We start from the raw sequence: 24,492 nt of genomic DNA, 5'->3' as shown, positions 1-24,492 counted from the left end.
GCGGACGGGCGCGCGCGCCAACGCGCAGATCCGTTCCGCCGCACCCCCGCGCCGCGCAAACCCTGCGTCATTCCGTCCCTTGACCTCACGCAAACCAGAGTCGTTTCCGCTGGTTGAGTCTTCGACCCGGCACAGGACCGGGGCACATCGGTTGCACACGCGGACCACGCCTATGCGAGCCACCCTCCTTGCGATTGCGCTTCTCCTCTCGACCGCTGCCCGCGCCGAGGAGGCGAAGCCCGCCCCGGCGCTGCCGGCCGACGCCGAGTCCTGCCTCATGTGCCACGACAAGGGCGGCGGCGCGCCCGAGGTCGACTTCAAGGCCTTCCCCGGCTCGGTCCACGGCCAGAACGAGGTGGGCTGCACCGACTGCCATGCCGGCTACAAGGAGGGCCCGCACGAGGGCGAGCTTCCCGCGCTCTCCGCCGCCGAGCAGGCGACCGTGGCGCGCCTGGCGAAGGGCGCCTGGGGCGAGGGCGAGGCGAAGCACGGCGTGACCGCGCCGCGCGCCTACCTCGCCTGCCAGAACTGCCACACCACCGAGGCCGAGGCGTTCGCGACGTCGGTCCACGGCAAGTGGCTCGCCGGCGACACCAGGGCGCCGGGCGCGACCTGCGCCTCCTGCCACGGTTCCCCGCACGCCATCCCGGCGAAGCTCGCCGAGTACGCGCCGAAGGACGGCAAGCGCGTGCCGGTGCCGGCCGACCGCCGCGAGATGACGAAGCGCTGCGAGGCCTGCCACGGGAACGAGGCGTTCGCCGAGGCCGCCGGGCTCGACCCGGAGGCGGTGATCACGTACCACGACTCGATCCACGGCCGCCTGACGCGAGTCGGCAACGCGGCCGCGCCGACGTGCGTGAGCTGCCACGCGGCCGCGAAGGACGCGGGCGGCACGCACGCGATCGTCTCGAAGACCGATCCGGCCTCCACGGTGAGCGCGGCCAACAAGAAGCAGGCGTGCGCGCGCTGCCACGCCGGCGCGACCGACACGTTCGCCGGCCTGGTGGCCCACAAGCCGCTGCACGAGACCGGCGGGAGCGTCATCCCGCACATCGTCCACGTGGCGTTCTCCTGGCTCACCACGCTCACGCTGCTGTTCTTCGCCTTCCACGTGCTGGTGGACTTCATCTACGAGCTGCGCAGCCGGCTCGCGAAGAAGGCCGGCCACGGCCCGAGCGCCGACGCGATCCGCTCGGTGATCCGGTTCGACCTCCACCAGCGCATCCAGCACTGGTTCATGCTCTCGGGCGTCATCCTGCTCGGCATCACCGGCTGGCCGCTGCGCGGCGCCGGAGACGCCGAGGCGGCCGCCTACTCGCGCGCGTTCATGAAGGTGTTCGGCGGCGCGGAGGGCGCGGCGACCTGGCACCGGGTGGGCGCGGTGCTCATCATCATCTCGTCCGTCTACCACCTGTTCTACCTGACGTTCCTCGCCTCCAAGAAGCGGCTCCCGCTGTCGATGCTCCCCGTCCCGAAGGACGCGCTCGACATGCGCGACAACCTCCTCTTCATGATGGGCGTGAAGAAGGAGCGGCCGAAGTTCGACCGGTACATGTACCTGGAGAAGTTCGACTACTGGGCCGTGTTCTGGGGCATCGTGATGATGGTCGGCACCGGGTTCATCTTCTGGTTCCCGGTCTGGTTCGCGAGCTGGGCGCCGGGCTGGCTCATCACCGCCGCGCAGATCATCCATGGCGAGGAGGCGACGCTCGCCATCCTGTTCCTCTTCACGGTCCACTTCTACAACGTGCACCTGAAGCCCTCGATCTTCCCGATGAACTGGGCCTGGCTGAACGGGCGCATCTCGATCGAGGCGATGAAGCACGAGCATCCGCTGGAGTACGACCGGCTCAAGGACGAGCAGAACGGCTAGCCGGCCGCTCGCCGGCTCGAGCTGACGGGGGGGCCGCACGGGATGCCGTGCGGCCCCTTCCGTTTCCGGCGCCAGGCTCCGGGAAAACGGCGGAACGGGCTAGAATCGCGGGATCGCATGCGCCTCTCGAGGAACGCGAAGACGATCCTGGCAGGGCTCGCCGCGCTGGCGCTCGTCGGGCTCGTGGCGGGGTTCCTCCGCTTCAAGGAGTTCGTGGACGAGGACCCGCGCCTGTGCGCCACCTGCCACCGCGCCAGCCCCGAGTTCGCGCTGTGGATGGGCGGGACGCACCGGAGCGTCTCCTGCCAGCGCTGCCACCACTCCACGCCGGAGCAGGGCCTCGCCATGCTGCGCGCGTTCCTGGCCGGCCAGAAGCCGAAGGGGAAGCACGCCGAGGTGGAGGTGGGGGCCTGCGCCCAGTGCCACTTCTCCCATGACCCGCGCTGGCCGCAGGTGGGCAACTCGCGCGGCCACCGCATCCACTACCAGGAGCGCGGCATCGCCTGCGTGCGCTGCCACGCCGCCTCGATGCACGGCTTCGAGCCGGTGGCGAAGAAGTGCGAGGAGTGCCACCCGAGGCACGCGGTGGGCGTGGAGAAGATGGCCGCCCTGCACTGCTTCGCCTGCCACGAGTTCCTCGGCAGCGAGCAGGGCCTGCGCCCCACCCGCCGCGACTGCATGCGCTGCCACACCGCCCAGGGCATCCACGCGCCCATGAACGAGCACGGGGCGACGCACGGCGCGCCCATGGAGATGAGCTGCAGCGCCTGCCACCGGCCGCACCGGCCCGCGGGCCAGACGCTGGCGGCGTGCGCCGAGTGCCACGGCTCCGACGCGATGGCAAAGGGCGGCCTGCACGCGATCCCGGGTCACCGCACCTGCCTCGAGTGCCACAAGCCGCACACCTGGACCGCCGAGCAGGCCGACTGCCTGCGCTGCCACCCGTCCGGCAAGGCCCACGCCGAGGGCACCGCCTGCACCACCTGCCACGCGTTCGTGGGCGCCCCGCTGCCGACCTTCCCGACCGACGAGGGGGGCGCGCGATGACGCTGCGGCTGAAGCTGTTCGTGCTCATCGCCGGCGTCATCATCTTCGCCATGTCCGGCGTGACCGCGGTGGCGCTCTGGCGCGAGCTGGTGCGCGGGCAGGAGCTCCTGCTCCGCGAGGGCGTGGCGCTCGCCTCGACCACCGCCACCGGCGCCTCGCACTGGGTGCGCGAGGGCGGGGTCGATCCGGGCGGCCCGGAGGCGCTGCCGGCGCTCCTCGAGCGGCTGGTCTCCTCGGCCCCGCTCGACCGCGCCTGGATCGTGGACTCCGCCGGCAAGGTGCTCGCGTGCGTGTCGCGGACCGGCGAGCCCTGCCCCGAAGGCGTGCCGCCGAGCGAGTTCCAGGCGGCGGACTGGCCGCTCCAGACGCTCTCGCGCCTGGTGCGGCCGGAGGGGATCGTCGCCTCCGCGCCCATCGTGCGCGCCGGCGCGGTGGTGGGCGCGGTGCGGGTGGACTTCACGCACGAGGAGGTGGTGGGCGCCGCCCGCGACCTCGCCTGGGGCGCCGCCGCGGTGGCGGCGTTCTGGATCGCGCTCGGACACCTGCTCGCGGCCATCTTCATCCGCCAGGTGACCCAGCCGCTCGTCTCGCTCGCCAGCGCGGCCGAGTCGCTCGCCGAGGAGCGCGGCGTCCGGCTGGAGGAGCCCGAGGACCGGGAGCTCGTGGACCTCGTCCGCGCCTTCAACCACATGTCCGCCCGGCTCGACGAGCGGCGCGCCGAGAACCAGCGGCTCATCGCCGAGCTGGAGGAGCGCGTGGCGCAGAAGACCCGCGAGGTGCTGCGCGCCGACCGGCTGGCCACGCTGGGCGGCATCGCGGCCGGGTTCGCGCACGAGCTCGGCAACTCGCTCAACGTCATCCGCGGCTACGCCGCGGTCACCTCGCGCGAGCTGCCCGACGACTCGCCGCACCGCTCCGACGTGGAGGCGATCCGGCGGGAGGTGACGCGGGCCGCGGGGCTCATCGAGCGGTTCCTGGTGTTCGCGCGGGCGCGCACGGTCCACCCGCTGGTGCAGCCGGTCGAGCCCATCCTGCGCGAGGCGGTGGAGGTGCTCGGTCCGGCCGCAGCGCACGCGAAGGTCGAGCGCGCGGTCGAGGTCGAGCCCGGCCTGCCCGAGGTGCTCGCCGACGCGGAGCTGCTCCGGCAGGCGTTCCTCAACCTGGGCGTGAACGCGGTGCAGGCCATGCAGGACCGCGGCGGCGGGAAGCTCACCGTCCGGGCGCTGCGCGAGCCGGGCGGCCTGGTGGTCGAGTTCCACGACACCGGCCCCGGCATCGACGCCGAGGCGGCCGCGCACGTGTTCGAGCCGTTCTTCACCACCAAGGCGAGCGGGACGGGCCTCGGCCTCGCCATCGTGCGCCAGGCCGCCGAGGCGCACGGCGGCACGGTGGAGGTGGCCGGCGCGCCCGGCGCCGGTGCCACGTTCCGGGTCCACCTGCCGGCCGCCGAGGCCGGCGCCGCCGCGGACGCCGCGGCGGGAGGCGCGGGGTAGCCATGGCGAGCGCGAAGAAGCCCAACCTGATGGTCATCGACGACCTGGACAGCGCGCGCCAGATGATGAAGCGCACGCTGGCCCGCTCCTACGACGTCTACGACTTCCCCTCGGTGGCGGAGGCGGTGCCGGCGGTGGAGCGCGCCGACTTCGACTGCATCGTCACCGACCTGCGCATGCCGGGCATCGACGGCATCGAAGGGCTGCGCCGCTTCCAGGCGAAGGTGCCGGAGATCCCGGTGATCCTCGTCACCGCGTTCGCCACCGTGGAGACCGCGGTCGAGGCGATGAAGGCGGGCGCGTTCGACTACCTGAAGAAGCCGTTCGAGCCGGAGGAGCTGGAGCTGGTGGTGGCGCGCGCGGTGGAGCACGCGCGGGTGAAGAAGGAGAACGCCCGGCTCCGCTCCGCGCTCGCCGGCCAGTTCAGCGTGCACGGGATCGTGGGCAAGTCGCAGTCCATGAAGGACCTGGTCTCGATGCTGGAGCGCATCGCGCCGTCCGACGTGCCCATCCTCATCGAGGGCGAGTCCGGCACCGGCAAGGACCTGCTCGCCCGCGCCGCCCACGCGCTCTCCTCGCGCGCGCAGGGGCCGTACGTCGCGCTCAACATGAGCGCGATCCCGGAGAACCTGGCCGAGTCGGAGCTGTTCGGCCACGAGAAGGGCGCGTTCACCGGCGCCGACCAGCCGCGGGCCGGGTTCTTCGCCGCGGCGGAGGGCGGCACGCTGTTCCTCGACGAGATCGGCCTGTTGCCCCCGGCGCTCCAGCCGAAGCTCCTGCGCGTCCTGCAGGATGGCGAGTTCATCCCGGTCGGCAGCCGCAAGGCGCGCAAGGCGAACGTGCGGGTGGTGGCGGCCACCAACGAGGATCTGCTGCGGCGCGTGAAGGAGGGGAAGTTCCGCGAGGACCTCTGGTTCCGGCTCCGGGTGGTCCCGCTGCGCCTGCCCCCGCTCCGCGAGCGGCGCGAGGACATCCCGCTGCTCGTCGAGCACCTGGTGCAGAAGCACGCGCTCCGGCTCTCGCGCCCGCCGCTCCAGCCCGACGCCGAGGCCATGCGGGCGCTCCTCGACCACCCATGGCCGGGCAACATCCGCGAGCTGGAGCACGCCATCGAGCGGGGGCTGCTGCTCGCGCGCGGCGAGGCCATCGCGCTCGCCGACCTGCCGCCGGAGCTCACGCCTTCCGGCGACGCGGCCGGCGGCGCCGACGAGGGACGCTACCGGCGCGCCCGCGACGCCTGGGAGAAGCGCTTCCTCGAGGACGTGCTGCGCGAGGCGGGCGGGCAGGTGGCGCGGGCCGCCGAGCTGTCCGGGCTGCACCGATCCACGTTCTACGAGAAGCTCGCGCGGCACGGGCTCGCCGACAAGGACGCGAAGCCCTGACGCGGGACCGCCGCCCCGGCGCGCCCCGCGTCCGCGCGGCGCGGCCCGCGGACGCCGCCGCGATCGCGCGGGCGATGCGCGCCGCGGTGCGCGGGGTCCCCGCCGGCGCGCTCCCGGACCGCCTGCGCGCCGCCTGGGCCTCGCTCCCGCCGCTCTATCACCTGTGGGCCATGAGCGCGGGCGGCGAGCGGTACCTCGTGGCCGAGCGCGGCGGCCGGGTGGCCGGGTACGCCGCCTGGCGCGGGGCGGAGCTGACCGCGGTGTTCGTCCGGCCCTCCGCGGCGGGCCGCGGGGTGGGCGCGGCGCTCGTCGCCGCGGTGGAGCGGCGAGCTCGGAACGACGGCTTCCGGGCGCTGCGCGTGCTCGCGGCCGCGCCCGCGATCGGCTTCTACGCCCGGCTCGGGTTCCGCCCCGGCCGCGCCGCGCGCGCGCCGCTCCCGGGCGGCCTCGGGCTGCCCGCGCGCTGGATGCGCAAGCCGCTCGCGACGGGCTAGAGCCGCCCGCAGGGGCGGCGGAACGGGCAGCGGCGGCAGGCGACCCGGTCGTCGGGCCGGGGGAACGCGTCCTCCACCGCCACGTTCCGCGCCGGGTCGGCGAGCGCCGCGCGCATCGAGGCGATGGAGCCGCGCATCGCGTCCTGGCAGGCCGAGAGCGCGGCCGGGTCCACCGCCACCGACACCCGCCCGGCGCCACCGTCCTCGGGCGCGGCCAGGTACACGAGCCCGCCCACCACCGCGTCCGGCGCGGCGCCCCACTTCCGCTGCGCGTAGAGCGAGTAGATGCCGAGCTGGGTGTGGTCCACCGTCCGCTCGCGGCCGGTCTTCCAGTCGAGGATCTGCACCCGGCTTTCGGCGTCGCGGTAGGCGAAGTCCACCGCCACCCAGATCTTCGTGCCCTCGAAGTCCCAGGCGTCGAGCTCGTCCACCGAGAGCCAGCGGTCGCGCGGCGTGGCGCGGATCGCCTCGAACGCCTCGCTCGCGTAGAAGCCGCGCAGCCCGCCGTCCACCACCTGCTCGAACAGCCGCTTCCAGTCCGCGTCCGACACCGGCTCGCCGTACTCGTGCTCCACCAGGCCCGTGATGCGCGAGGCCTCGCGCCAGTAGGACTTGTCGCGCGACGAGGCCCACTCGGCGCGCGCCTTGCGGCGGGTGCGGTCGAGCAGCTTCTCCGCCGGCCAGAACGTCCCGCTCACCCGCGCCGCCGAGAGCATCTGCTTCAGCGCGCCGTGCACCACCGACCCCGCCCACTGCCAGCGGGAGGAGAGCTTCTTCAGGACGTAGAGCTCGCGCACCGGGGTGCCGTGCGCGGCCTCCCAGCCGCCCCAGCTCCCGTAGTAGGCGTAGAAGTACGCGCGCCGGCACTCGGCGAACTTCTCGTGGCGCGACTTCGACCAGGAGAACTCGTTCTGCAGATCGGCCATGGGCAGGGCCCGGCGGTCGGGGGGACCGCCGGGTGCCCGAGTGTAGCCGAGGGGGCCGACAGGCGGGGGCTCGCCGAGCCCGGTCGATCTGGTCGCGTCGCGAGGCACACGGTGGCGTCCGGCGACCGGGCACACGAGGTCCGAGCAGCGCAGGCGTGCCCGCAGGCACGTCGAGCAGCGCAGGGACGTGTCTGCCCGCCGCAGCAGCGGCCCGGGCCGAGCGGTCTCGGCCTAGGGCGCGGGCGAGGAGGTGGGCGGCCGCTGCGTGCGGACCCGCGGGCTCCGCGGCGGCGCGCGGACCGGCGCGGCGCCGGGCACCGGGCGGACCTCGACCTTGCCGATGGCGAGCCCCTCGAGCTGCGGCCGCACCGCGGCCGGCGTGCCCACCAGCACGAGGGTGGCGCGCGCCGGGTCGAGGTAGCGCTCGGCGATGCGCTGCACGTCCGCCGGGGCGACGTCGCGGACGGCGTCGGCGTAGCCGTTCCAGTAGTCGTCGGGGAGGCCGTGGATCACCAGCTCGGCCACGCGCCCGGCGATGCCGCCCACGGTGGCGAAGTCGGCCGGCAGCGAGCGGACGAGCGCGTTCCGCGCGTCGGCCAGCTCCGCGTCGCCCACCGGCTGATCGCGCAGCTTGCGGATCTCACCGAGCAGGTCGCCCAGCGCGGCGCCGGTCACCTCCGCCTTCACGTTGCCGTGCACGATGCTGACGCCGCCGAGGCGGCGCGCGTCGGCGCCGGCGCCCATGCCGTAGGTGTAGCCCTTCTCCTCCCGGAGCGTGCGGAACAGCCGCGAGGACATCCCGCCGCCCAGCACCTGGAACGCCACCGTGGCCGCGACGTAGTCCGGCGAGGCGCGCGCCAGCCCGGGCATGCCCAGCATCACGAGCGTCTGCGGCGCGTCCGGCTTGTCGAGCAGGAGCGTCACGTGCGGCGCGGCCGGCGCGGGGGCGCGGGGCGCGGCCGCGGCGGTGCCGGCCGGCCACTTCCCCAGCGTCCGCTCGAGGAGCGGCCGCAGCTCGGCCTCCGAGACGTCGCCCACCACCACCAGCTCGGCGTTGGCGGGCCGCCAGAAGCGCGCGTGGAACGCGGCCAGGTCGGCCGGGCGCGTGGCCGCCACCGACGCCTCGTCGCCGAGCACGTAGTGGCCGTAGGGGTGACCCTCGCCCCAGTAGGCCTTCAGGAACGCCTTGCCCGCGATCGTGGCCGGCTGGTCGCGCTGCTGGAGCAGCGTCACCTTGCGCTGGTCCTGGACGCGCGCGAAGTCCTTCGCCCGGAACGCGGGGTTCATGGCCACGTCGGCGAACAGGTCGAGGAGCTTCGGCAGGTGGCGCGAGAGCGAGGAGCCGGAGAGCGAGGCGGCGTCCTGGCCGGTGCCGGCGCCGAGCGAGGCGCCCAGGAAGCCGACCTCGTCGGAGAGCCGGGTGGCGGTGCGGCTGCGGGTGCCGCCCTCGGTGAGCATGCTGGCGGTGAAGCTGGCCAGGCCGGGGAGGCCCGCGGGGTCGTTCACCGCGCCGGCGCGCACCACCAGGTTGAGCGCCACGATGGGCAAGCGCCGGTGCTCGACCAGCCGCACCCGCAGGCCGTTCGCGAGCGCGAAGTGCTGCTGGCGAGGCAGGTGCAGCTCCGGCGCCTCGCCCGCGGCCGGGACCTGCGTGCGATCCGCGCCGGCGGGCGCGGCGGCGGCCTGCGGCTGCGGCGCCGCGGCGGGCGCGGCCGGCGCAGGGGCCGGCCTGGAGCCGGCGCAGCCGAGCGCGGCGGCGAGGAGGACGGCGAGGAGGCGGAGGCTGCGGGTCATCGGGCGCTCCCGGCGGCGGCGCCGGCGGCCGCCGGCCTGGGGTGGACGGTGAGGACCACGCGCGCGTCCTTGCGCAGGAAGCGGCGGGCGGCCTCGGAGACGTCGGCGGGCGTCACCGCGCGGTAGCGGGCCAGGTCCTTCGCGAGGTACCCGGGGTCGCCGGTGCGCACGTAGTAGCCGGCCAGCGAGGCGGCGCGCCCGCCGAAGCCCCCCACCGGCTCGAGGCCGAACACCGCGCCGGCCTCGATCTTGTTCTTGGCGCGCTGCACCTCCTCGGCCGAGGGCGGCTCGCGCGCGATCCGCGCCAGCTCCTCGTCGATCTCGCGCTCCAGCCGCTCGAGCGGGATGCCCGGCTTCGGCGTCGCGACCACCAGGTACATGCTCGCGAGCGCCTGGCTCATCTGCCCGGCCGAGACGCCCTGCGCGATCTGCTCGTCCATCACCAGCCGCTTCACCAGGCGCGCGCTCTTGCCGTCGGAGAGCACGCTCGAGAGCACGTCCAGCGCCGCGTCGCCCGGCGCGAACACCCGCGGCGTCTGCCAGGCGAGGTACAGCCGGGGAAGCTGCACGCGGTCGTCCATCGAGACGCGCTGCTCCGCCGCGAGCGGCTTCGGCGCCGGCGGCTGGTGCGCCGGCCGCGCCTTCCCGGGGATGGGCCCGAACCACTTCTCCACCAGCGCGCGCGTCCGCGCCGGGTCGATGTCGCCGGCGATGGCGAGCACCGCGTTCTCCGGCCCGTACCAGCGCTCGAAGAACTGCTTCACGTCGGCGAGGGTGGCGGCCTCCAGGTCCTCGTGCGTGCCGATGGTCTGCCAGTGGTAGGGGAACTCGGGATCCCACAGGTTCGCGAGGAGCTTCTCGAACACGAGGCCGTACGGCTGCATCTCGTAGGACTGCCGCCGCTCGTTCCGCACCACGTCGCGCTGGTTGTCGAGCTTCTCCTGGGTGAGCGTGGGGAACATCCAGCCCATCCGGTCGGCCTCGATGAACAGCATCTGCTCGAGCGCGCCGGAGGGCACCTGCTCCCAGTACACGGTGCTGTCCGGGCTGGTCCCGCCGTTCGCCTCGCCGCCGGCCGCGTCGACCAGCCGGTCGGCCTCGCCCTTGGGCAGGTGCGCGCTGCCCTGGAACATGAGGTGCTCGAACAGGTGCGCGAAGCCGGTGCGGCCGGGGCGCTCGTCCTTCGAGCCCACGTCGTACTGGACGTGGACGCCGACGAGGGGGGCGGTGTGATCCTCGTGCAGGATCACGGTGAGGCCGTTCCCGAGGGTGAACATGGTGTACGGGATCTCGGGCGCGTCGCCGGGCGGCGGGGCGGCGGCCGCGGGCGCTGCGGTGAGGAGCGCTGCGACGAGGAGCGGGCTCGCGATCATGGCGCCTCGCGTTATATGCCGCGACCGGCCGCCCGTCACGGCCCGCCGGTGGCCGACCTGCCGGACATGCCCCCGCCCGCACGAGGCACGACGGGGCGGTCGTTGCGCCGGCCGGCGGCGGAGGTATCCTCCCCCCGGATGGCCCCCGAACCCTCCCCGCTGCGCATCCTGGTCGCCGAGGACGATCCCGCGGTGGCCCGGCTGTACACCGCCTACGCGCAGAGCCGCGGGCACACCGTCCTCGTCGCCCACGACGGCGCCGAGGCGTTCAGCGCCGCGGCCGACCAGGGGCCCGACCTCATCCTCCTCGACGTGGCCATGCCGAAGGTGGACGGCCGCGACGCGCTCCGCCGCCTGAAGGCCGACCCGCGGACCCAGGGCATCCCCGTCCTCGTGATCAGCGCGCACGGGTCCGACCAGAACCTCCGCGAGCTGATGCTCGGGCTCGGCGCCTGGGACGTGATGGAGAAGCCGGTGGATCTCCAGATCGCGTTCAACAAGGCCGAGCGGCTGGCGCGCCGGTAGTCCGCCGAGCCCGGCCGGACCTTCGATCATCCCGAGCGTAGCCCGCCGCAGGCGGGCGGAGTCGAGGGACCGCCGCAGGCGGGCGGAGTCGAGGGACCGCCGCAGGCGGGCGGAGTCGAGGGGCCGCCCGCTACCGTCCCGCCTCGATCCGCATGCCCTTCGGGATGATCACGATCCCGCTCTCGGTCACGTGGAAGTGCTTGCGGTCCTTCTCGTGGTCGTAGCCGATGGTGGTGTGGGCGGGGATGTCCACGTGCTTGTCGATGATGGCGCGGCGGATCCGGCAGTGGCGGCCGATGTTCACGTTCTCGAACACGATCGACTCGTCCACCGTGGCGTAGCTGTTCACCCGCACCTTCGGCGACAGGATGGAGTGGTGGACGTGGGAGCCGGAGATGATGCAGCCCTCCGACACCAGCGAGTCGGTGGCGCGCCCGACGCGGTGGTCGCTCTCGTTGTTGAACACGAACTTGGCCGGCGGGTAGTTGTACTGGACCGTGAAGATGGGCCACTCGTCGTTGTAGAGCGAGAACACCGGGTCCACCGCCACCAGGTCCATGTTCGCCTGGAAGTAGGCGTCGATGGAGCCCACGTCGCGCCAGTAGCCTCGCTCGCGCTCGGTCTGCCCCGGCACCACGTTCCGCGCGAAGTCGTACACGTACACGCGCTTGCGCTGGTACATCGACGCCACGATGGACTTGCCGAAGTCGTGCGCGCTCGACGGGTCGCCCGCGTCGCGGACGATCTCCTGCACCAGCGCGTCGGTGGAGAACAGGTAGTTGCCCATCGAGGCCAGGCAGCGGGTCGGGTCGCCGGGGATGGTCTTGGGGGCCGACTGCGGCTTCTCCACGAAGCCGATCATCCGGCCGTCGGCGTCCACCTCGATGATGCCGAACTCGCTCGCCTCCTGGACGGGGATGGGCACCGCCGCCACGGTCAGCTCGGCCTTGCGGTCGAGGTGGAACTCCAGCATCTGCCGCGCGTCCATGCGGTAGACGTGGTCGGCGCCGAACACGAACGTGAAGTCGGGCTCCTCGTCGGTGATGATGTTCAGGTTCTGGTAGATGGCGTCGGCCGAGCCCTCGAACCACTTCGGGCCGACCCGCATCTGCGCCGGCACCAGCTCCACGTACTGGTTGAGCAGCGACGTGAGGCGCCAGGCGCGCTGCACGTGCGTGTTGAGCGACTCCGACTTGTACTGCACCACCACCTTCATCTTGAGGATGCCGGAGTTCGCCATGTTCGACAGGACGAAGTCCACGATCCGGTAGCGGCCGCCGAACGGCACCGCCGGCTTCGCGCGATCGCGCGTGAGCGGGTCCAGCCGGCGCCCCTCTCCGCCGGCGAGGATCATCGCGAGCAGCTTCGCCATCCGTGACTCCGGTCCAGGGTGAGGAACACCTCCGATGCTACGCACCGGCTCGGGGCAGGGCAAGGAAGCGGGCGCGCGGGCGGCGGCGCGATCCCGGCCCGCGCTGCGCCCCCGCGCGCGCCTCGTCGGGGGGGCGGCGCGGCGAGGTCACGCCGGCCGGAGCGCCGGGCCGTGCGCCGCCTCGTGCGCGAGCAGCCAGCGCTTCACCTCCACGCCGCCGCCGTAGCCGCCCAGCCGCCCGCGGGCCTGCACCACCCGGTGGCACGGCACCAGGATCGCGACCGGGTTCTCGTGGTTCGCGCCGCCCACCGCCCGGGCGCCGCCCGCGGCGCCGAGCGCCTCGGCCACCTCGCCGTAGGTGCGGGTGTCGCCCCACGGGATGGCGAGGAGCGCGTCCCAGACACGCTTCTGGAACGGGCTCCCCTGGAGGACGAGCGGCGGGAGCGAGGGCGGCCGGCCCGCGAAGTAGTCGTCGAGCGCCCGCGCCGCCGCGTCGAGGTGGGCGCGCGCACGCGCCGACGGGCCGGGGCGCGACGGCCCGCGATCGCCGAACGAAAGGCCGAACACCCCCTCGTCGCTCGCCTCGACCGTGAGGATCCCCACCGGCGAGCGGTAGCGCAGGCGCGCGGTCACGGCGTCCCCGCCTCGACCGCCGCGCGGGCCGCGCCGTCGCCCGCGACCGGCGCCGGCGCGCCGTGGCGCGCGAGCACCTGCGCGATCTCCAGGTTCACCCGCCGGAGCAGCTCCTGCTTGTCGCGGAACGGCAGGAACGCGCTCTTGAAGCCCTGCACCAGCACGGTGCAGAGGTCCTCCAGCGTGAAGCCCATCTCGCGGTGCGCCACCAGCAGCTCCTTCGTGACGGTGGTGTCGGTGATGAGGCGGTTGTCGGTGTTCACCGAGACCCGCAGGCCGAAGTCGAAGTAGAACTTGAGCGGGTGGCTCGCGAAGCCCTGCACCGAGCCGGTCTGGACGTTCGACGACGGGCACATCTCCAGCGGGATGCGGTGGTCGTTCAGGTAGTTGAGCAGGTCGCCGTTCTCGCGCAGCCGCACGCCGTGGCCGATGCGGTGGGCGCCGCACCAGTGCACCGCCTGCGCGATGGACTCCGGTCCGAACGCCTCCCCGGCGTGGATGGTCACGTTCACGTTGTTGTCGAGGATGAGCTGGACCGCGTCGCGGTGACGCCGCGCCGGGTGGCCCTCCTCCGCGCCGGCGAGGTCGAACCCCACCACGCCCTTGCCCTTGTACGCGACCGCCAGCTCGGCGAGGCGCACCGAGGTCATGGGATCGATGTGGCGGATCCCGCAGATGATGACGTTCGACTCGATCCCGGTCTCGCGCCGCGCCGCCCGCAGCCCGGCCAGCACCGCGTCCACGATGGAGGTGGGCTTCAGGCCCTTCCTGGTGTGCAGGACCGGCGAGTAGCGGACCTCGAGGTAGCGGACGTTCTCGGCGGCCGCGTCGAGCGCGAGCTCGTAGGCGGTCCGGTACAGCGCCTCCTCGGTCTGGAGCACCGCGAGCGTGACGTCGAACGCGGTGAGGTAGTCCTCCAGCGAGGCGCACACCTCGCCCATGTGGATGGCCTTCGCGAGCCCCTCGGGCGTCTCGGCGGGCAGGCGCACCCCCTGCTGCGCGGCGAGGTCCAGCACGGTGGCGAGCCGGACCGAGCCGTCGAGGTGGCAGTGCAGGTCGGTCTTGGGGAGGTCGCGGACGAGCGCCTCCGTCACCTGCGGGAGCGTCGTCGCGGCGGCCTGGGCCATGCCCGGATCATACGCCGCCGCCGCCTCGGAGGGAGGGGCGGGTGGGGGCGCCGCCCGGCGAGGTGGGGCCCGCGCCCGGCGAACGGGGCAGGCGCGCTAGAAGGCTCTCCGGAGGAACCGCGCCAGGACGCGCTTGTCGCCGGCCGAGGCGAACCGCACGGTGGCCTTCGCGTCCGCGCCGCCCGCGTCGCAGGCGAGCACCACGCCCTCGCCGAGCGAGGCGTGCGCCACCCGCTCGCCCCGCGAGAAGGCGGCCGCGCCGGCGTCGCCGCGCTGGTCGAACGAGTAGTCCACCGTGGGCTCGCCGCGCGGCGCCGCCGGGCGGGCGCGCGGCGCGGGCGCGGCCGGCTGCGAGAGCTCGTCGCCGTCGAGCTCGATGTGCGGCTCGCCCTCGAGCGCGCCGGGGAGCCGCCGGATGGTGGGCGGGCGCGCCACCGGCGCCGCCCGGGCCGCCTCGCGCGCGCGCACCTCGCGCGCCACCGCGTCGCCGAACAGCTCCGGCGGCAGGTCGCGCAGGAAGCGCGAGGGCTCCATGTTGCGGTAGGAGGGGCCGTTCTCGCCGTAGCCGATGCGCCGCCGCGCCAGCGAGATCGTGAGGCGCCGCTTGGCGCGGGTCATGCCGACGTAGCAGAGGCGCCGCTCCTCGTCGAGCGACTCGTCCCGCTCCGACGCGGTCTGGTCGGCCCAGGGCCGCTCGTAGGGCAGCGTCCCGTCCTCCATGCCGGCCAGGAACACCGCCTCGAACTCGAGCCCCTTCGCCGCGTGCAGCGTCATGAGCGCGACGCGCCCCTCCGGCGTGGCGGCGTCGGCCTCGCCGAGCAGCGCGATCTGCTCGAGGAAGCGGGCCAGCGGCGGCGGGCGCACCTCCTCCGGATCGCCGGGCGGCGGCTCGCCGGCGATGGACTCGTCGAACTCGCGCGCGGCGGCCACCAGCTCGGCCAGGTTCTCGGCCCGCTCCACCGCCTCGTCGGTGTGCTCCTCCTCGAGGCGCGCCAGCATGCCGGAGCGCTTCAGCACCTCCTGCACCGCCACGCCGGCGTCGAGCGCCGGGACGTCGGCGGCGAGGCCGGTGACGAGCGCGTGGAACTCGGCCAGCGCCCGGCGCGCGGCCGGCTTCAGCTCCGCCACCGCGTCGCGCTCCGCCACCGCCTCGACGAGCGGCAGGCCCCGGGCGGCGGCGTGGGCCCGCAGCCGCTCCACCGTCTTGTCCCCGATGCCGCGCGGCGGCCGGTTCACCACCCGCTCGAGGTCGAGGTCGGACGCGGGCGAGAGCGCGAGGCGCAGGTACGCGGCCGCGTCCCGCACCTCGGCCCGCTCGTAGAAGCTCGTGCCGCGGACGATGACGTACGGGATGCGCGCCGCCCGCATGGCCGCCTCGAGCGGCCGCGATTGCGCGTTCGTCCGGTACAGCACCGCGATCTCGTCGCCGGAGGTGCCGCGGCCGCGCTCCGCCGCGACCGCCCGCGCGATCCGCTCGGCCTCGGCGTGCTCGTCCTCTCCCACCAGCAGCGCCAGCGGCGCGCCCGCCCCGGACTCGGTCCAGAGCCGCTTGTCGCGCCGGCGCCGGGCCCGCGAGATCACCGCGTGCGCCGCGTCGAGGATGGTGCGGGTGGAGCGGTAGTTCTGCTCCAGCTTCACCACCTTCGTGCCCGGGAAGTCGCCGTCGAAGCCGAGGATGTTGGAGACGTCGGCGCCGCGCCAGCGGTAGATGGCCTGGTCGTCGTCGCCCACCACGCAGACGTTGCGGCGCGGGCCGGTGAGGAGCTGCAGCAGCCGGTACTGGACCGGGTTCGTGTCCTGGAACTCGTCCACCAGCAGGTAGCGGAAGCGGCCGGCCCACCGGGCGCGCAGCGCCGCGTCCTCCTCCAGCAGCCGCACCGGCCGGAGCAGCAGGTCGCCGAAGTCCACCGCGCCCGCGCGCGCCAGCGCCTGCTCGTAGCGGTGGTAGACCTCCTTCGTGCGCGCGGCCTCCGGATCGAGCCCGGCGACCTTCACCTCGGCGGCGCGGAGCGCCTGGTTCTTCCAGCGGTCGATCTGCGAGAGGACCTGGCGCGGGGTGAGCCCCTCGCCCTCGTCGAGGCCCAGCTCGGAGAGGAGCCCCTTCACCAGCCGGAGCTGGTCGTCGTCGTCGTAGATCGCGAACGAGGGCGAGAGGCCGGCCCGGGCGGCCTCCCGGCGCAGGAAGCGGGCGCCGAACGCGTGGAAGGTCTGGACCCACAGCTCGCGCGCCAGCGGGCCGAGCAGGCGCTCGAGCCGCTCGCGCATCTCGCCGGCGGCCTTGTTGGTGAACGTGACCGCGAGCACGTGCCAGGGCACCACCCCGCGATCGCGCACCAGCCGGGCGATGCGGTGCACGATGACGCGCGTCTTGCCGCTGCCCGCGCCGGCGAGCACGAGCAGCGGGCCGTCGTCGTGCAGCACCGCCTCGCGCTGGGCGTCGTTGAGATCCTGGAGCAGGTCCTCGGCCACGGGGGCCGGAAGATAGCCCAACGCGGCGGCGGCCGCAGGGGGTCTACGCCGCCGGCAACTGCACGGGCACCGGGGCTGGCACCGGGGCGGGCTCGAGCGGCGTGCCCGGGACGCGGCGGCGGCGATGGGCGGGCGGGGCGGCCGGCGCCTTCCCCGGATAGCGGTAGTCGTACTCGACCCGGTCCACGTGCTCGAGCGCGGGCGCGCCGTCGTCCCCCGTCGCGAGCCGCACCGCGCGCGTCCAGGCCACCCGCCGCGGCACCAGCGTGGCCGGATCGGTCACCAGCACCAGCGTGCCCTCGGCCTCCAGCTCGCCGCCGTCGCGGCCGTGGGCCGCCGGGACCGCCACCGGCCCCTCGGCGCCCTCGGCGAGCCGCGCCCGGAGCGCGGCCGCGTGGCGGGCCAGCGCCGCCGGCTCCGGGGTGGCGTGGAGCACGATCTCGACGCAGCGCGCGGCGCGCTCGGCGGCGGCGCAGGGCACCCGGCGGCGCACCGCGAACTCGACCGAGGCCGGGCCGCGCACGCCGGGGAGGAGCGGCAGCTCGGTCTCCGAGGGCATCACGTACTCCTGCCCCAGCACCAGGTCGGCGTCGATCCAGAACCCCACCGACAGGTTCCAGAGCTCCTCGGCCTCGCCGCGGGCGGCGGCCTCCGCGCGCGCCACGGCGCGCTCCGCCTGCGCGCCCTGCACGCCCGCGCCGTCCACGAGGCTGCGCAGCGCCGGGCGCAGCGCCTCGGCGCCCTCCAGCGCCGCGAACGCGCCGTCCGGCCCGATGCGCTGCACCAGCTGCTCGGAGGCGTGCAGCGCCTGCCGCGCCACCGGCGGCGCCCACGGGAGATCGCCCTCCCAGGTGGTGCCGCGGGTGGAGATGGCCAGCCCGGGCTCGCCGGCGCCGGCGAGGGCGGCGCGCTGCCTATAACGCGCGGTGAACACCGAGGGCGGCGCGCCGGTGCGGACCCGGGTCCGGCGGCAGGTCACCTGCGCCTCGAGCGGCGCGGGCCAGGCCCAGCGGAGGCGCACGAGCTCGGGGCCGGCGGCCCGCGGCTCGGCCTCGGCCGCGGGCGGGGCCGGCGTCGCGCCGCGGGCCGGCCCGTCGGCGCCGGGCGCCGCCGGCAGGGCGGCGAGCGCGAACGCGAGCGGGAGCGCGAGGATGCGGCGTGCGGCGACCACGGGGCGGGCAGGCTACCACGGTCGCCGGGGGGCCGCAGCCCGGAGGGCCGGCGCGCGCGCGCTGCGTCCGGGCGCGACCGGCGGTAGATTGGGCCCGTGGCGGCGCCGGTGCGGATCGTGCCCCTGGGCGGGCTCGGGGAGATCGGGATGAACTGCATGGCCGTCGAGTGCGACGGCCGGATCGCCGTGGTGGACTGCGGCGTGCTCTTCCCGAACGAGAGCCTGGGCGTCGACCTGATCGCGCCGGACCTCTCCTGGCTGCGCGAGCGGCGCGAGCAGGTGGGCGCGGTGTTCCTCACGCACGGCCACGAGGATCACCTGGGCGCGCTGCCGTTCCTGCTCCGGGAGGTCCCGGTGCCGGTCTACGGCACGCGCTTCACGCTCGCGCTGCTCCGCCCGCGGCTCGACGAGGCGGGCGTGCGCGCCGATCTGCGCGAGGTCCGCCCCGGCGACGTCCGGCCCGCCGGCGACGCCTCGCCCATCGCGGCCGAGTTCTTCTCGGTCACCCACTCCATCCCCGACGCCTGCGGCCTGGCGCTCTCGACGCCGCAGGGGACGCTGCTCCACTCCGGCGACTTCAAGATCGACCCGGCGCCGGTGCGCGGCCCCGGCATGGATCTCGGCCGCATCGAGGCGCTCGGGCGCAAGGGCGTGCGGCTCCTGCTCTCCGACTCCACCAACGCCGAGCGCGAGGGGACCTCGCTCTCGGAGTCGCAGGTGGGCCCGGCGCTGGAGCAGGCGTTCGAGCTGGCGCGCGGCCGGGTGTTCGTGGCCTGCTTCGCCTCCAACGTCCACCGGCTGCAGCAGATCGTGGACGCGGCGCGCGCCTTCGGCCGGCGGGTCGCGTTCCTGGGCCGCTCCATGGAGGCGAACGCGCGGCTCGCGCAGGAGCTCGGGTACCTCGAGCTGCCCGGCTGGATGCCGGTGTCGCCCGAGGAGGCGAGGACGCTGCCGCCGCGCGAGCTGTGCGTCCTCACCACCGGCACCCAGGGCGAGCCGCGCAGCGCGCTCGCGCGCCTCGCCCGCGGCGAGCACCCGGACCTCGCCGTCTCGCCGGGCGACCTGGTGGTGCTGTCGTCGCGCTTCATCCCCGGGAACGAGATCGCGATCGGCCAGGTGGTGAACGAGCTCTGCCGGCGCGGCGCCGAGGTCGCGTACGAGGGCCTCGCGCCGCTCCACGTGTCCGGCCACGCCCAGGCGGACGAGCAGCGCCGACTGATCCGGCTCGCCCGCCCGGCCCACTTCGTGCCCATCCACGGCGAGTACCGGCACCTCTCCCGGCACGCCGCCCACGCCGCGGCCGAGGGCGTGGCCGGACGCGACGTGCTGGTGGACGGGCAGGTGCTGGAGCTCGCCGACGCCGGCGTGCGGGTGCTGGACGAGCCGGTGGCGACCGGCCGCGTGTACACGGACCGCGACGCGCTCCTCGGCGCCGACATCGGCGCGCTGGTGGTGCGCGACCGCCGCCTGCTCGCCGAGACCGGCCTGTGCATCGCGGTGCTGGCCATCGAGCGGACCACCGGCGCGGTGGTGCGCGGCCCGGAGCTGTTCGCGCGCGGCGTGGCCGGGTTCGAGGGGGCGGAGGAGGAGCTCCGCGCCGAGATCCTGGCCGGGCTGGGCGACCTCTCGCCGAAGGCGCGCACCGATCCCGCCGAGGTGCAGGAGGCGGTGCGCCTCGCGGTGCGCCGCTTCTTCCGCCGGACCACCGGCAAGAAGCCGCCCGTGCTACCGGTGGTCCTGGAGCTGTGAACCGGGCGGCCCCGCGCCGCCGAGAGCCTGGAGGCAGCCGTGCCGAGCTTCGACGTCGTGTCCGAGGTGGACCTGATGGAGGTCGAGAACGCGTTCAACCAGGCGCGCAAGGAGATCGCGCAGCGCTTCGACTTCAAGGGCACCCACACCGAGCTCGAGCGCGACAAGGAGCAGAACGTGCTGATCCGGGCCGGCTCGGAGGGGCGGGCCGAGGCGGCGCTGCAGGTGCTGATGGAGAAGCTGGCGAAGCGCGGCGTGGCGCTCGAGTCGCTCGACCCGCAGAAGCTCGAGCCCGCCTCCGGCGGCCACGTGCGCCAGCTCGTGAAGCTGAAGCGCGGGCTGAAGATCGAGGACGCCCGGAAGATCGTGGCGAAGGTGAAGGAGAGCGGGATCAAGGTGCAGGCCGCCATCCAGGGCGAGGCGGTGCGGGTGACCGGCAAGAAGCGCGACGACCTGCAGGCCGCCATCCACGCCATCCGCGCGGCCGCGTTCCCCATCCCGCTGCAGTTCCAGAACTTCCGGGACTGACCCGGCGCCGCGCCGCCCCTCCCCCGGCCTGGGGAGGGGGCTGGATTGCCCCGGGCCCCCCGGTCTGTTAGATCGCGCCTCCCCATGGCCACCCGCGTCTACATGCACACCCTCGGCTGCCCGAAGAACCGGGTCGACAGCGAGGTGATGCTCGGCACGCTCGCCGAGGCCGGCTACCGGCTGGTGCAGGACCCGGCGCAGGCCGAGGTCATCGTCGTCAACACCTGCGGCTTCATCGAGAGCGCCAAGGAGGAGTCGGTCGAGGCCATCGTCGAGCTCGCCGACCAGAAGCGCGAGGGGCGGTGCCGCAAGCTGGTCGTGACCGGGTGCCTGGTGCAGCGGCACGCCGAGGAGCTCGCCCGCGAGCTGCCCGAGGTCGACCACTTCCTCGGCACCGGCGCCTACCAGGACGTGGCCCGGATCGTCTCCGACGCGCAGGCGAAGCGCCTGGTCGTCCCCGACCCCGACTTCGTGCACTCGTCCGCGACGCCGCGGGTGAACTCGCTGCCGTCGCACACCGCCTACCTCAAGATCGCGGAGGGCTGCGACAACGCCTGCGCGTTCTGCATCATCCCCAAGCTGCGCGGCGGCCAGCGCTCGCGCCCCATCGACGACCTGGTGGCCGAGGCCGCCGCGCTCGCCGCGCAGGGGACGGTGGAGCTGTCGCTCGTCGCGCAGGACCTCACCGCGTACGGGCAGGACCTGCCCGGCAAGGTGCGCCTGCACCACCTGCTGCCCGAGCTCGCGAAGGTGGACGGCATCCGCTGGATCCGCCTGCACTACGCCTACCCCCGCGACGTGCCCGACGCGCTGGTGGCCGCGATCGCCGACGAGCCCAAGATCGTGAAGTACCTGGACATGCCGCTCCAGCACAGCTCGGACCGGCTGCTCCGGGCCATGAAGCGCGGCCGCGACTCGGTGTTCCTGCGCGACCTGCTCGCGCGGCTCCGCTCCCGGATCCCCGGCCTCGCGCTGCGCACCGCGCTGATCGTCGGCCTGCCCGGCGAGACCGAGGCCGACTTCGAGGACCTGCTCCGCTTCGTGGAGGAGCAGCGCTTCGAGCGGCTCGGCGTCTTCGAGTACTCCGCCGAGGAGGGCACCCCCGCCGCCGAGATGGCGGACCAGGTGCCCGACGCGCTGAAGCGCGAGCGGCGCGACCGGATCATGGCCGTGCAGCAGGCGATCTCGCGCGCCCACCAGCAGGCCATGATCGGCCGCCGCGTCGAGGTGCTGGTGGAGGGTCGCGCCGAGGAGACCGAGCACCTGCTCGCCGGCCGCCACGCCCAGCAGGCGCCCGAGATCGACGGGCTCACGTACATCAACGACGGCGTGGCGTACCCCGGCGAGATCGTGACCGTGGAGATCACCGACGCCGCCGAGTACGACCTCGTCGGCCGCGTGGTCGCCCGCGACCCGTCGCGCGCCGCCCGCCCGCTGCCCGCCGCCCCGCGCCCCCCCGCGCCGCGCAAGGGCGGCCTGAACGTGCTCGGCTAGCCGGCGCCCGCGTCAACCCTCCCCCCCGCCCCGCCACCGGTCGTCGAGCAAGTCCTCCGCCCGGACGTGATCGGCGAGCTGCCGATCCGTGAGCAGCACGTGCTGCCGGAGCCACTCGCACAGGAGCCCGGCCAGCTTCACCGCGTGGTGCGACTCGGCCCCATCCGCGGCGATGCGCGACGCGACCTCCTCCACCTGCGCGCGGAAGTGCGCGTGCTCGGCCGCGTGGAACGCGCGGCCCGGGTAGCGGGTGCGTGCCATGAGCCGCGCCTCCGCCTCGAAGTGGACGTCCACGTACGCGCGCAGGAACGCCACCACCTCGGCGAGCTCCTCGCGGCCGCGGCGCTCGCCCATGGCGGTCACGAGCCCGTTCACCCGGCGGAACAGCTCCCGGTGCTGTGCGTCGATGTCGTCGATGCCGACCGCGAGGCGCGCGGTCCATTCCATGCCCATGTGCGGAGCCCCCTCCGGCCGCACGTCCGTGCAAGCACCCGGCCCATTCCACGCACCGTGCGGCCCCCGCGAGCACGGCCGCGGAATCCCTGGATCGCACGCCACCGCCGCGGGCGCGGCCCGCGCAAGACCTGCCGCCAGGCGCGACCCCCGGGTCACGCCGTGCGTGCCCGGCGACTCGCCCGCCCGGGGGATCGGCGATATCGGGCGCCGCCGGGGGACGGCGCGAGCGCGGACGCTGCGTGAACCCCTAGTGATCCGAGTACCGCTTCTCGCCCGCCTCGATCCGGACCGGGAGCACGTTCTCCGGCGTGGGGAGCGGGCAGGTGGCGAACGCGGAGAACGCGCAGGGCGGGTTCACGCTGCGGTTGAAGTCGAGCACCACCTTCCCTTCGCGCGGCGCCCCGGCGGAGAGGAAGCGGCCGGCGCCGTAGGTCGCGTCGCGCGAGGTCGCGTCCTTGAACACGAAGAACAGCCCGCCGTCCTCCTCCGCGGTCGGCTCGAGCGTGAGCTCCCGGCCCTCGACGGTGAAGTGGGCGCGCCCGGGCGCCAGCTCGCGGGTCGCGACGCCGATGACGCTCGGCACCTCCACCTCGCGCGGCGAGGGATACGCCTCCCAGCGCGCCTCGATCCGCCAGCGCGGATCGGGCGGGTAGGCCTCGATGCCGCGGAACCCGGTGCGCGCCGGGGCGGCCGCGTCCCACACCCGCACCGCGAACCGGCCCGAGCGCTCGATCACCGCCAGCGTCACCGAGCCCACCTGGACCCGATCCGGCTCGCCGGCGCTGTCCGGCGCCAGCGCCCGCCGCTCCACCGGCGCGCCGCCCAGCACGTACCCGTCGGACCGGGCGGCGGCGAGCGTCACCCGGCCGGCCTCCAGCGTGAACGTCCCCGGCAGGCCGGGGATGCGGTTCTCGCCCGGCTCGAGCCAGTGCAGGCCGGTGAGCGCGAGCCAGCCGGTGGGCGTCCGCAGCCGCTCCTCGCGGCGGTCGTGCCACGCCTTCCACTCCGCCGCGAACGCCGGGTCGGCGGGCGGGCGGCGGTTGCACGCGGCGAGCACGAGCGGGAGGAGGACCAGCGAGAGCGGCGCGAGGTTCCCGGGCATGGCCGGGTGTTAGCCCGGCCGGCGCTCCGGCGCCAGCGCGGCCGCGTGCGGCGCCGCCTCCCCGCCGGCCTGCGGCGGCGCGAGGCGCGCCTCGAAGCTGACGGTCCAGCCCGGCGTGTCCACCAGCGCCACCCCGCCGCCGTGCGCCTCCGCCACCAGCCGGCACAGGTACAGCCCCAGGCCGGCGCTGGTCCACTCGCGCGCCTCGCCCGGCGCGAACTTCTCGAACAGGTGGGCGCGGATGGCGGCCGGCACCGGCGGCCCGGAGTTCCGGACCGCGAGCCGCACCCCCTCCCCGTCCGCCTCGCCCGCCAGCTCGACCCGGTCCCCGGTCCGGCAGTGCCGGAGCGCGTTCGAGACCAGGTTCTCGAGCAGGCGGCGCGAGAGGTCGCGGTCGATCCGGACCACCAGGTCCTCCCCGCCGCGCACCGAGAGCGTCACCCCGCGCTCCCGCGCGTGCGGCGCGCAGCTCCGCGCCACCGCCTGCAGCAGGTCCCCGACCGACACCGGATCCGCGGCCAGGCGGACCGGCCCCGTCTCCAGGCGCGAGATCGCGAGCAGGTCGCCGATCATCTCGGAGAGCCGCTGCCCCTCGCCCTCCGCCTGCGCCAGGTCCTCGCGCACCGGCCCCGCCCCCGGCTGGCCGCGCAGCTCGACCTCGGCGAGGCGCAGGTACTGCAGCAGCGCGGCGAGCGGGTTCTTGAGGTCGTGCACCATCAGGCGCACCAGGTCGCGGGCCTGGCGGTGCGCGGCCACCACCTCGTCGCGCTGCGCCACCGCCTCCGCGCTCGCCCGCGCCATCGCCTCCCCGTGCGCGCGGCAGAGCGAGGCCGTGTAGGTCTCGGCCGCGAGCCGCGCCGCCAGCGCCGTCGCGCGCATGGTGTTCCGGATGGCGACGAACGCGGCCGCCGACAGCATCAGGCCGACCACCAGCACCAGCCGCCAGGACACGTCGGAGTGCGCCGCGAGCGCCATCTGGTTCGCGACCGCGACCGCCGAGATCGCCGCGGCCGGGGCCGCCGGCAGCGCCAGCGCGGCGAACAGGATCACCATCAGCATCATGCCGTTGCCCGCGCCGGCCGCGACCGCGAGCGCCAGGTTGCCGCCCGCCAGCGCGACCACGCGCCAGCTGCCCACCGCGACCACCGCGAGATCGATGGCGGCGGCCCCGAGCGCCACCGCCTCCCAGCGCCACCGACGGCGCAGCAGCGCCAGGACGCCCCCCGCGAAGGCCAGGTAGGCGACGCTCACCCGGAGCGCCGCGGCGTGCCACGGGGCGGGCTCGTGCCAGCCGGGCAGGTAGACGAGCAGGATGGCGCCGCGGAGCGCCACGCGCATCCAGGCCACCGCCTCCGCGCTGCGCCTCCGCGCCTCGCGCACCGCGTCCGCCACCGCCGCGCGGAGCGCCGCGTCTGCCGCTTCGAGCATCCCAGAACCCCCGCCCGCCATCATAACGGCGGGCGCGTTCGCTCCGGGTACGTGCT

At 75.0% G+C, this 24,492-nt stretch carries 20 protein-coding genes; 9 read left to right on the top strand and 11 right to left on the bottom strand.

The features are described from left to right. Positions 1 to 172 precede the first annotated feature (172 nt). The 5 genes from A2CP1_RS00640 to A2CP1_RS00620 all read left to right on the top strand — a co-directional run bounded on the left by A2CP1_RS00640 (position 173) and on the right by A2CP1_RS00620 (position 6,289). Positions 173 to 1,873: a cytochrome b/b6 domain-containing protein gene (locus A2CP1_RS00640; protein ID WP_012631573.1), complete on the top strand. Its 1,701-nt coding sequence runs from the start codon at positions 173 to 175 to the stop codon at positions 1,871 to 1,873. 117 nt (positions 1,874 to 1,990) lie between these two features. Further along, positions 1,991 to 2,920, top strand: coding sequence for a cytochrome c3 family protein (locus A2CP1_RS00635; protein WP_012631572.1), 930 nt, complete (start codon positions 1,991 to 1,993; stop codon positions 2,918 to 2,920). Then, a complete protein-coding gene (locus tag A2CP1_RS00630; RefSeq protein ID WP_012631571.1) occupies positions 2,917 to 4,413 on the top strand; it encodes an ATP-binding protein in 1,497 nt (498 codons plus the stop codon). The genes A2CP1_RS00635 and A2CP1_RS00630 overlap by 4 nt, the downstream gene beginning before the upstream one ends. Positions 4,414 to 4,415: 2 nt before the next feature. Continuing rightward, positions 4,416 to 5,795, top strand: coding sequence for a sigma-54-dependent transcriptional regulator (locus A2CP1_RS00625; protein WP_012631570.1), 1,380 nt, complete (start codon positions 4,416 to 4,418; stop codon positions 5,793 to 5,795). Between the two features lie 74 nt (positions 5,796 to 5,869). Then, positions 5,870 to 6,289, top strand: a complete 420-nt coding sequence (locus A2CP1_RS00620; RefSeq protein WP_012631569.1) for a GNAT family N-acetyltransferase — start codon at positions 5,870 to 5,872, stop codon at positions 6,287 to 6,289. Here A2CP1_RS00620 and A2CP1_RS00615 read toward each other — a convergent pair. The 3 genes from A2CP1_RS00615 to A2CP1_RS00605 form a co-directional block, all read right to left on the bottom strand. After that, a complete protein-coding gene (locus A2CP1_RS00615) occupies positions 6,286 to 7,215 on the bottom strand; it encodes a PD-(D/E)XK nuclease family protein (RefSeq protein ID WP_012631568.1) in 930 nt (309 codons plus the stop codon). The genes A2CP1_RS00620 and A2CP1_RS00615 overlap by 4 nt on opposite strands. A 231-nt stretch (positions 7,216 to 7,446) precedes the next feature. Further along, on the bottom strand, positions 7,447 to 9,009 hold the full coding sequence (locus A2CP1_RS00610) for a M16 family metallopeptidase (protein WP_012631567.1): 1,563 nt from the start codon (positions 9,007 to 9,009) through the stop codon (positions 7,447 to 7,449). Then, positions 9,006 to 10,382, bottom strand: coding sequence for a M16 family metallopeptidase (locus A2CP1_RS00605; protein WP_012631566.1), 1,377 nt, complete (start codon positions 10,380 to 10,382; stop codon positions 9,006 to 9,008). The genes A2CP1_RS00610 and A2CP1_RS00605 overlap by 4 nt, the downstream gene beginning before the upstream one ends. 138 nt (positions 10,383 to 10,520) lie before the next feature. Between A2CP1_RS00605 and A2CP1_RS00600 the strand changes: the two genes are divergently transcribed. Continuing rightward, positions 10,521 to 10,907, top strand: a complete 387-nt coding sequence (locus tag A2CP1_RS00600) for a response regulator transcription factor (RefSeq protein WP_011419161.1) — start codon at positions 10,521 to 10,523, stop codon at positions 10,905 to 10,907. Between the two features lie 130 nt (positions 10,908 to 11,037). On the opposite strand, the gene glgC is transcribed toward A2CP1_RS00600, so the two are convergent. The 5 genes from glgC to A2CP1_RS00575 all read right to left on the bottom strand — a co-directional run bounded on the left by glgC (position 11,038) and on the right by A2CP1_RS00575 (position 17,679). Next, entirely contained in the window at positions 11,038 to 12,279 is a 1,242-nt protein-coding gene (glgC, locus tag A2CP1_RS00595) for a glucose-1-phosphate adenylyltransferase (protein WP_012631565.1), read from the bottom strand. Between the two features lie 147 nt (positions 12,280 to 12,426). Next, positions 12,427 to 12,912, bottom strand: a complete 486-nt coding sequence (locus A2CP1_RS00590; protein WP_012631564.1) for a methylated-DNA--[protein]-cysteine S-methyltransferase — start codon at positions 12,910 to 12,912, stop codon at positions 12,427 to 12,429. Further along, the gene (gene add, locus A2CP1_RS00585) at positions 12,909 to 14,039 is read right to left on the bottom strand and encodes an adenosine deaminase (RefSeq protein WP_012631563.1); all 1,131 of its coding nucleotides are present in this window, start codon (positions 14,037 to 14,039) and stop codon (positions 12,909 to 12,911) included. The genes A2CP1_RS00590 and add overlap by 4 nt, the downstream gene beginning before the upstream one ends. A 96-nt stretch (positions 14,040 to 14,135) precedes the next feature. Next, the gene (locus A2CP1_RS00580; RefSeq protein WP_012631562.1) at positions 14,136 to 16,529 is read right to left on the bottom strand and encodes an ATP-dependent helicase; all 2,394 of its coding nucleotides are present in this window, start codon (positions 16,527 to 16,529) and stop codon (positions 14,136 to 14,138) included. 22 nt (positions 16,530 to 16,551) lie between these two features. Then, positions 16,552 to 17,679: a hypothetical protein gene (locus A2CP1_RS00575; protein ID WP_012631561.1), complete on the bottom strand. Its 1,128-nt coding sequence runs from the start codon at positions 17,677 to 17,679 to the stop codon at positions 16,552 to 16,554. A 96-nt stretch (positions 17,680 to 17,775) separates the two neighbouring features. Between A2CP1_RS00575 and A2CP1_RS00570 the strand changes: the two genes are divergently transcribed. The 3 genes from A2CP1_RS00570 (at position 17,776) to rimO (ending at position 21,450) form a co-directional block, all read left to right on the top strand. Next, a complete protein-coding gene (locus A2CP1_RS00570; protein WP_245529938.1) occupies positions 17,776 to 19,428 on the top strand; it encodes a ribonuclease J in 1,653 nt (550 codons plus the stop codon). Positions 19,429 to 19,467: 39 nt separating this feature from the next. Further along, positions 19,468 to 19,956, top strand: coding sequence for a YajQ family cyclic di-GMP-binding protein (locus A2CP1_RS00565; RefSeq protein WP_012631559.1), 489 nt, complete (start codon positions 19,468 to 19,470; stop codon positions 19,954 to 19,956). An 84-nt stretch (positions 19,957 to 20,040) separates the two neighbouring features. Then, entirely contained in the window at positions 20,041 to 21,450 is a 1,410-nt protein-coding gene (gene rimO / locus A2CP1_RS00560; protein WP_012631558.1) for a 30S ribosomal protein S12 methylthiotransferase RimO, read from the top strand. Between the two features lie 12 nt (positions 21,451 to 21,462). Here rimO and A2CP1_RS00555 read toward each other — a convergent pair whose 3' ends face one another. The 3 genes from A2CP1_RS00555 to A2CP1_RS00545 form a co-directional block, all read right to left on the bottom strand. Continuing rightward, positions 21,463 to 21,897, bottom strand: coding sequence for a bacteriohemerythrin (locus tag A2CP1_RS00555; RefSeq protein WP_245529936.1), 435 nt, complete (start codon positions 21,895 to 21,897; stop codon positions 21,463 to 21,465). A 256-nt stretch (positions 21,898 to 22,153) separates the two neighbouring features. Next, positions 22,154 to 23,008 (bottom strand): DUF1684 domain-containing protein, encoded by an 855-nt coding sequence (locus A2CP1_RS00550; RefSeq protein WP_012631556.1) that lies wholly within the window; start codon positions 23,006 to 23,008, stop codon positions 22,154 to 22,156. A gap of 9 nt (positions 23,009 to 23,017) precedes the next feature. After that, positions 23,018 to 24,436, bottom strand: a complete 1,419-nt coding sequence (locus A2CP1_RS00545) for a sensor histidine kinase (protein ID WP_012631555.1) — start codon at positions 24,434 to 24,436, stop codon at positions 23,018 to 23,020. Between the last annotated feature and the right edge of the window lie 56 nt (positions 24,437 to 24,492).

This window comes from Anaeromyxobacter dehalogenans 2CP-1 (assembly GCF_000022145.1).
Taxonomy (GTDB): domain Bacteria; phylum Myxococcota; class Myxococcia; order Myxococcales; family Anaeromyxobacteraceae; genus Anaeromyxobacter; species Anaeromyxobacter dehalogenans.
This window is presented reverse-complemented; position numbering and strand designations above follow the sequence as displayed.

Coding starts and splice junctions, on each gene's coding strand:
- A2CP1_RS00605 (WP_012631566.1), bottom strand. CDS start 10,382: ATGATCGCGAGCCCGCTCCTCGTCGCAGCGCTCCTCACCGCAGCGCCC.
- A2CP1_RS00545 (WP_012631555.1), bottom strand. CDS start 24,436: ATGCTCGAAGCGGCAGACGCGGCGCTCCGCGCGGCGGTGGCGGACGCG.
- glgC (WP_012631565.1), bottom strand. CDS start 12,279: ATGGCGAAGCTGCTCGCGATGATCCTCGCCGGCGGAGAGGGGCGCCGG.
- A2CP1_RS00615 (WP_012631568.1), bottom strand. CDS start 7,215: ATGGCCGATCTGCAGAACGAGTTCTCCTGGTCGAAGTCGCGCCACGAG.
- A2CP1_RS00610 (WP_012631567.1), bottom strand. CDS start 9,009: ATGACCCGCAGCCTCCGCCTCCTCGCCGTCCTCCTCGCCGCCGCGCTC.
- add (WP_012631563.1), bottom strand. CDS start 14,039: ATGGCCCAGGCCGCCGCGACGACGCTCCCGCAGGTGACGGAGGCGCTC.
- A2CP1_RS00635 (WP_012631572.1), top strand. CDS start 1,991: ATGCGCCTCTCGAGGAACGCGAAGACGATCCTGGCAGGGCTCGCCGCG.
- A2CP1_RS00630 (WP_012631571.1), top strand. CDS start 2,917: ATGACGCTGCGGCTGAAGCTGTTCGTGCTCATCGCCGGCGTCATCATC.
- rimO (WP_012631558.1), top strand. CDS start 20,041: ATGGCCACCCGCGTCTACATGCACACCCTCGGCTGCCCGAAGAACCGG.
- A2CP1_RS00620 (WP_012631569.1), top strand. CDS start 5,870: ATGCGCGCCGCGGTGCGCGGGGTCCCCGCCGGCGCGCTCCCGGACCGC.
- A2CP1_RS00625 (WP_012631570.1), top strand. CDS start 4,416: ATGGCGAGCGCGAAGAAGCCCAACCTGATGGTCATCGACGACCTGGAC.
- A2CP1_RS00640 (WP_012631573.1), top strand. CDS start 173: ATGCGAGCCACCCTCCTTGCGATTGCGCTTCTCCTCTCGACCGCTGCC.
- A2CP1_RS00600 (WP_011419161.1), top strand. CDS start 10,521: ATGGCCCCCGAACCCTCCCCGCTGCGCATCCTGGTCGCCGAGGACGAT.
- A2CP1_RS00550 (WP_012631556.1), bottom strand. CDS start 23,008: ATGCCCGGGAACCTCGCGCCGCTCTCGCTGGTCCTCCTCCCGCTCGTG.
- A2CP1_RS00555 (WP_245529936.1), bottom strand. CDS start 21,897: ATGGAATGGACCGCGCGCCTCGCGGTCGGCATCGACGACATCGACGCA.